Here is a 6515-nt window from a genome sequence, read left to right on the forward strand (position 1 = left end):
GATCGCCCTGATACCCGCGCGGCCGCCGTATCGGTAATCTCGAAACCATGGGCGGACCCGAATCGGTTTCCAATGGTGTCGGCTCCGGCGACGCGGTAGGTGAGCGAGACCTACGCGTGTCCGATGTCGAGCGCGAACATGTCGGCCAACTGCTGCAGCGGGCCGTCGGCCTCGGCATGCTCTCACTCGGTGAGTTCACCGAGCGGATGGACACCGCGCTGGCCGCGAAGACCCGCGGCGAGTTGAACTCCGTGCTGATCGATCTGCCCGGCGTGCGGTTGGTCGGTCAACCCGCGGCAGCGCCGACAACCTTCGTGAACACCGCGCCGTCGATGGTGAAGCACCCACGCCCGGTGCCGCCGATCGCTGCGGCCAACACCGCGGGTGGGGTGATTCGCGCGCGGATGTCGGGGGTGAACCGGCGCGGCCCATGGCAGGTCGCGCCGTCGCTGCAGCTCAACAATTGGCTCTCGGGCGTCACCCTGGACTTCACAGAGGCCATCATGTCGACGCAGGTGGTCGAGGTGATCGTCGACGACTACTGCAGTTCGCTCACCTTGATCGTGCCGAAGGAGGCGACCGTCGATCTCAACGAGGTCGATCTGATCGGCTCCAGCATCAACAACAAGGTCCGCACCGGCCCCCCGATCGGCCCGCTGCACCTGGTCGTTCGCGGCCGCGTCCGCTTCGGCTCGATCACCGCCAAGCACACCTTCTTGTCGCACTGGCGCCGGATGATGGGCTAGCACGCGTTCAAGAATGCTGCCTGCCTCGGTGCGGCAGCGTAGTCCTGCGGAATCCTAGGTGTTGACGCCGAGGCGACGGGCGAACGCGCGCAAGGGGACTCGGCGATCGTGGTCGAGCAGTTCGGAGACGATGTGGCGGGGCAGGGACTGATACTTGAGCCAGTCGGGGCCGCCGACGCGTTCGGCGGTCAGCAAGGTGTCGAGTGCGCGCTGGTGTTGGCCGGTGCGGGTCAGCGCGACGGCGGTGTCGGTGAGGTGGCGGGCTCGCGACGATTGTGGGAGGCCGCTGTTGGCAGGCATGTCCTTCGCGGCCGCCAACGCCTCCGGGTACCGCTCCGAGGACACGTTCACGTCGACCGTCTGCATGACGACTTGGGAAGGGCCGAAATAGGTTTCGTAATCGCGCCGGTCGCTGCCGATGCGCAGCGCGACCTCGCTCGCGGCCTCGACAAGTGCCAGCGCGTCCGGCACACGCTGGGCTCGGCCCGCGGCCGTCGCGCCCTGCAGCACCAGCGATCCGTAGGCGGACAGCTGTGCCTGACTGACCTCGCCTGCGGGTTCCAGGTCCGCCGCCGCGCGCACCGCCACCCCGCGCGATTCGTCGTAGCGGCCCTGCACCAGCAACTGCCAGGCGACCGAGCCGCGGATGGTGCCGAGCAGCAGCGGATCGTTGCCCGCCTGCGCCGCCGCGAGCGCCTGGCGGATCGCGAGGAACGCCGGATCGGTCTGCCCGAGATGCACCAGGGTGCAGCCGGTGACCCAATACATCCGGGCGAGTAGCTCGTTCGCGGGCGCGACCGAACCGTTGCGGGCCGCGTGCACGGTGGCGCGCAGCTGGGTGATGCCGAGCGGCAGGATCGAAGTGAGCAGTTCGTAGCGGCCGACCCAGTAGGCGCCCCACGCGTAGTCGACGGCGCGGCGGCCGTCGTCGAGGGTGACCGCCGCGTCCTCGTTGGTCTCGCCGAGCAGATCGTCGACCGGAGTGAGTGCGCGGCGAATCGCGACGATGCCGGAATCCGGGTCGGTGGACGGAACGCCCGCGCGTTTTCCGACGAGATCGGCGATGTCCACATCCAGTGCGCGGGCCAGCTTCTGCAGGCTGGCGATCGAGGCGGTCTGGCGGCCGCCCTGCTCGAGTTTGCGCACTAAATCGACGCTGACCCCGGCCTGATCCGCAAGTTGCCGCTGGGTGAGCGTCTTGCCGCGGAACATTCGGATGCGAACGCCGATCGACGAATCGTCCATGGACCCAATTCCTTTGTTAAATCTGGGTTTCAGGGTACGACGCTAAGTCATCGCACTCGCGCAAAGTGGGACATTACGTACGACTCGTTGGCTGCTGGATGGAATACCGTTGCCTTTCTGCAACTTTCATAACAAAGGGCGGCGGCAAATGAACATCGTGCCGAACACCACCGCGCAGGCCGGGGGCGCTGATCGCGTGCCAGGACCCGAGCGCTGTCCCACATCCCTCGAAATCGCAGCCATTCTCCGTCATCGCTACGGTCTTCCGGTCCAGCTGATCGCAGGCAGGCCGATGGTCACCACCGGTTCCATCCTCGGCGCCATCGTGATGCCGCCCGAACTGGGCCGCAAGGTTCTTGCCACGCTGGACCGCACGCACCCGGCACCGGTGATCGTCGAACCTGAGGAGTGCAGCTGGACCTTCCTGGTCACTCCGCCGATTCCGGCCCGGCCCGTCGAGTTGGCCGTACGGCGCTGTCTCGCCGGACATCAGGTGACCGTCGTCCCCGGCGGACGTCACATCATGCTGCCGACCACCGCAGCCACCCCCGGCTGGCAGTGGGCGGGAGAACCCGCACCCGGTGCTTTACGGATGCCGCCGCGCGCAGCCGTGATCACCGCGGTGCATCAGGTGACCACCCGGCAAGCCGTCACCCGCTGACCCATCAGCCGCACCGGAACTGTTCGGCCGCTCGGCAAGTCGCGTCACAGCATCTTTCGGTAACACACGACACGTTCGCGTTCTTCGAAGCCGAGAGCGGCATGCACGTCCTGCCCGGTGGCGTTGCTCAGCAGGGCATCGGATCCGAGTTCGGTGCAGCCCATGTCGCGGCCCCAGGCTTCGACCGCATCGCCGAGCGCTCTGGCTACTCCGGCTTTGCGGTGGGTGGGGATCACGAAGAGTCCCTCGAGAAACGCAACCGGTGAGGTGTCGCATCCGTTGACGTAGTCATGGCGCAGCGTGGCTTCGCTGAAGCCGACTGCGGCGCCATGAGCGTCGCGTGCGAGAAATGCGGCTGCGGCGCGGGAGCCGTCATAGTCGGCACCGATGTCGGCCCGGTGCTCGTCGACAGAGCTGTCCGGCCACAGTTGTGCGCGCAGGACCGCCAACTCATCCCAATCGTCCGCCCCACAGGGATGTATCCGCATGAGCGAACGGTATGTGCGGCTGGGGGTTCTCGCAACGGAATTCGGCCGCTGACGTGCACCGGACGGCGCCGGCGGGGATCGCTGCCGGAATCAGGTAGATATTGCCTGCCCACCAGGGGTTACTACTCATGTTTCGCGAGGGCCGGAGAATCAGCATGGTGTTATGACCACGTCTATCGACCCGGCGCTGATTTCGCGCCTCTCGGGGGAATTCACTGCGTTGGGGACGCAGATGGGTGTGCTCGGGCGCGACCTGGAACTGTTGCGCGCCCAGGTTGTCGGGGATTCGGCTGGGGCACAGAAGGTTTCGCCGGAAACCGGTGCCGCTCCCGTCGCCACCGGATCGCCGGAGGGGCCGCGGGCTTCCTCGTCGCCGACGCAGCAGCCTGCCCCGCTGCCGGGTTCAATAAATCCGCAGGGAGGTTCTTCGGTGCCGCCTCAGGGTGCGCCGATCCCGCAGGGAGGTTCTTCGGTGCCGCCTCAGGGTGCGCCGATCCCGCAGGGAGGTTCTTCGGTGCCGCCCCAGGGTGCGCCGATTCCGCAGGCGCCAGCTCCGGCTCAGTGGCCGACTCCCGTCGGCTCGGTACCGCCCGCGCCGCAGTATGTGCCCAGGTATGCCCCGGCCGGAGCTGCCGGGTGGGGTGCGCCGGGTGTTCCGATGCCACCAGGAGCGCAGCCGCCGATGCCGCCGCGTGGGATGGCGCCGATGGCGCCAGGAATGCGCCCGCCCGTTCCGCCGCGCGGCAAACCGCCTGTCCCGCATACACCGTGGTGGCAGCGCGACGGAGTGATCAGCCGGGTGCTTGCGATCGCTGGCGTGGCCGTCACGCTGATCGGTGTGGTCATGCTGCTTGTGCTCGCCGCACAGGCGGGCTTCTTCGGGCCGGTGCCCAGGGTCGTCGCGGGTGCACTGTTCTCGGCGGGCCTGGTGGCCGCAGGTATGCGCGTGTTCAGCAGGACCGGTGGCCGAGTCGGCGGTATCGCGTTGGCGGCCACCGGCATCGCGGGCGCCTACCTGGATGTTGTTGCGGCGACCGCGATCTACCACTGGCTGCACCCGGTGCTCGGGTTCGCGGTCGGGCTCGGCGTCGCGGCCGGTGGTGTCTCGTTGGCGGTGCAGTGGCGCTCGCAGCCGTTGGCCGTGCTCGTCGTCGTCGGCGCTGCGGTGCTGTCGCCGGTGCTGACCACGGAACTGGTGCTGCTCGCTTTCCTGATCGTGCTGCAGTTGGCGTGCACGCCAGTCCAATTGGTGCGTGACTGGCCGTATCTGCACGTGGTGCGGACACTGCCCGCGGTGCTTGCCACCTCCCTCTTCATCGCCGGTGCCATCTTCGACATCTCGTCCGGCAGCGAGCGTGCCTTGCTGCTCGGCGCCGCCGCGACGGTGGCAGCGGTCGGCCTGGTCGGCACGGTCCTCGTCGTCCGCCACCGACCCGCCGACCTGACCGCCTCGCTGATGCTCGCATCGGCCACGGTGCCGATGTTGGCCGCCCCGGGGATGTTCGACCATGACCGGGCTGTCGCGTCGCTGATCGCCGGTGTCTTTGCGGCTGTGCTGCTCGGTGTGGCAGCGACTGCGCTGATTCCCAAAATTGCCGCGGTGGTGAAGATTCCGGGACACACCGCGATCGTCGCCGCTGTCGCAGGCTCGATCGCCCTGCTCGAAGTCTGTGTCGCAGTGACCGATCCGCGATCCCTGCCGATCGCGTGGTTCCTCGTCGCACTCGCGTATTTCGGCGTCGCCGGACAACGGCGCTCCGGTCTCACCGCAGGCATCGGCGCGGCCTTCGCGGTGCTCGGCGCCTTTGCCTTCCTGAACGTCGCAGGCCCGGAAGTCCTGGCTTCCCAGCGCTATTCGGAGGACAACCTGGGCGTCGCGACGGTGCTCGGTGCAACGCTGGCGCTCGCGGTGGTCGCCGTCGCCATCTGGTGTGCCCGCCGTCTGCCCGCCATGCACGCCACCGCTGAACTGCAGTGGATCGCCGCCAGCCTGGCCGGTCTGTACGCCGTGACCGCGGCGACGGTCGCGATCGGGGTCGCCACCGGTGCCGCCGACGGCTTCCTGATCGGCCACAGCGCCGCCACCATCCTGTGGATGGTCGCCGCCACCGCATCCTTGTTCTACGGCCTGCGTAATCTCGCCAAGCCGACCAACGTTCCCAAACTCGCACTCGGCTCCGGATTGTTGGTCACCGCGGCGGCCCTCGCCAAACTGTTCCTCTTCGACCTGGCCACCCTCGACGGTCTCGTCCGGGTAGCCGCCTTCCTCGCCGTCGGCGTCCTCCTCCTCGTCGTAGGCACCCGCTACGCCCGCGCCTTCGCCGAAGCGGGAGCCAAATCATCCCCCAACCCACCGGCCTGAAATTGGTACAACAAGTCGTACGACTTAGCTGTACGCTATGTCGTACGACAACCAGGAGGACCGTATGCAGGCACTGCCGATCTCGAACGTCCGCCAAGACCTATTCGGCCTGGTGAAGAAGGTCAACGACAACCATGACCCGGTCACGGTCGTGACCAAAACCGGCGACAACGCGGTCCTGGTGGCCGAATCCGATTGGAGCGCCATCATGGAAACGCTCTACGTCCTCCAGACGCACGGCGGCGCACAGCTGCTGACCTCGGTCCAGGATGCCCGCGCAGGCCGCACCGAAGCCCGCACCCTCCTCGACCCGGACGCCGACGGCGCCACCGAGGCGACCGCTTCCCCGCGGCGGCACGATGTGACCTGGCTGGACTACGACCTGCCCTCCGGCAGAAAAACGAAGCACTACGTGGTTGCCCCGGCAGAGATGCTCGCGGCGATCGCCGAGAAGGTCTACGGCGACGACGCAGCAGACACCCGCCCGGACAACCGCTTCCAGCGTTTCGCAGCGGAGTTGCAGGCCAAGGGCATCGACGCGTCGGACGTCGAAAAGTTTGTCGCGCTGTGGAAGTCGATCGCACGCGACGACACTGCGGCCAGCTGGTTCGACTCCCGCCGAACGACGGCGTGACGCCATGGCTGACCGAAAGCTGACCTTTACTGACCAGGGGTGGCGTAGTTACTCAGCGTGGCTGACTCGGGATCGTGCGGTGCTGAAGGCTGCCAATAAAGTGATCAAAGCTGTTCTGGCTGATCCGTTTACAGGGATAGGTAAACCAGAACACCTACGCCATCACCTCACGGGTCATTGGTCGCGCCGGATCACGCACGAGCACCGGCTGATTTATTACGTCACCGATGTTGAGGTCGTGATCGTTCAGGTGGGAACTCACTATGAGGACTATGCGACTCGGGGTGTTTGAGGTCGGGAGCTCTCGAGACGGGACCACAGCCAAGTGACCCGGCTGGGACGAGAGAACGCGTGACTGACTGCGGAGGTCAGCCGGGTA

Annotated in this window: 7 protein-coding genes; 5 read left to right on the forward strand and 2 right to left on the reverse strand. The window is 67.0% G+C overall.

All coding sequences use genetic code 11. The annotated features are described in order from the left end of the window. Positions 1–47 precede the first annotated feature (47 nt). Positions 48–746, forward strand: coding sequence for a DUF1707 SHOCT-like domain-containing protein (locus tag NA11_RS09370; RefSeq protein ID WP_069161409.1), 699 nt, complete (start codon positions 48–50; stop codon positions 744–746). Between the two features lie 54 nt (positions 747–800). Here the strand turns inward: NA11_RS09370 and NA11_RS09375 are convergent, their stop codons facing one another. Then, positions 801–1991 (reverse strand): helix-turn-helix domain-containing protein, encoded by a 1191-nt coding sequence (locus NA11_RS09375; protein ID WP_069161410.1) that lies wholly within the window; start codon positions 1989–1991, stop codon positions 801–803. Positions 1992–2139: 148 nt separating this feature from the next. Here NA11_RS09375 and NA11_RS09380 point away from each other — a divergent pair, with 148 nt between their 5' ends. Further along, the gene (locus tag NA11_RS09380; protein ID WP_069161411.1) at positions 2140–2652 is read left to right on the forward strand and encodes a hypothetical protein; all 513 of its coding nucleotides are present in this window, start codon (positions 2140–2142) and stop codon (positions 2650–2652) included. Positions 2653–2696: 44 nt separating this feature from the next. Here the strand turns inward: NA11_RS09380 and aac(6') are convergent, their stop codons facing one another. Beyond that, entirely contained in the window at positions 2697–3140 is a 444-nt protein-coding gene (gene aac(6') / locus NA11_RS09385; RefSeq protein WP_069161412.1) for an aminoglycoside 6'-N-acetyltransferase, read from the reverse strand. Positions 3141–3303: 163 nt separating this feature from the next. Here aac(6') and NA11_RS09390 point away from each other — a divergent pair, with 163 nt between their 5' ends. The 3 genes from NA11_RS09390 to NA11_RS43785 are packed head-to-tail and all read left to right on the forward strand — an operon-like array spanning position 3304 to position 6428. Further along, on the forward strand, positions 3304–5502 hold the full coding sequence (locus NA11_RS09390; RefSeq protein WP_281196842.1) for a DUF2339 domain-containing protein: 2199 nt from the start codon (positions 3304–3306) through the stop codon (positions 5500–5502). A 37-nt stretch (positions 5503–5539) separates the two neighbouring features. Further along, entirely contained in the window at positions 5540–6136 is a 597-nt protein-coding gene (locus NA11_RS09395) for a type II toxin-antitoxin system Phd/YefM family antitoxin (RefSeq protein ID WP_069161413.1), read from the forward strand. 4 nt (positions 6137–6140) lie between these two features. Further along, positions 6141–6428 (forward strand): Txe/YoeB family addiction module toxin, encoded by a 288-nt coding sequence (locus NA11_RS43785; protein ID WP_084654402.1) that lies wholly within the window; start codon positions 6141–6143, stop codon positions 6426–6428. Positions 6429–6515: the final 87 nt, after the last annotated feature.

It is taken from the genome of Nocardia altamirensis NBRC 108246, from assembly GCF_001612685.1.
GTDB classification, from domain to species: Bacteria; Actinomycetota; Actinomycetes; order Mycobacteriales; family Mycobacteriaceae; genus Nocardia; species Nocardia altamirensis.

Coding starts and splice junctions, on each gene's coding strand:
- NA11_RS09380 (WP_069161411.1), top strand. CDS start 2,140: ATGAACATCGTGCCGAACACCACCGCGCAGGCCGGGGGCGCTGATCGC.
- NA11_RS09370 (WP_069161409.1), top strand. CDS start 48: ATGGGCGGACCCGAATCGGTTTCCAATGGTGTCGGCTCCGGCGACGCG.
- NA11_RS43785 (WP_084654402.1), top strand. CDS start 6,141: ATGGCTGACCGAAAGCTGACCTTTACTGACCAGGGGTGGCGTAGTTAC.
- NA11_RS09395 (WP_069161413.1), top strand. CDS start 5,540: ATGTCGTACGACAACCAGGAGGACCGTATGCAGGCACTGCCGATCTCG.
- NA11_RS09390 (WP_281196842.1), top strand. CDS start 3,304: ATGACCACGTCTATCGACCCGGCGCTGATTTCGCGCCTCTCGGGGGAA.
- NA11_RS09375 (WP_069161410.1), bottom strand. CDS start 1,991: ATGGACGATTCGTCGATCGGCGTTCGCATCCGAATGTTCCGCGGCAAG.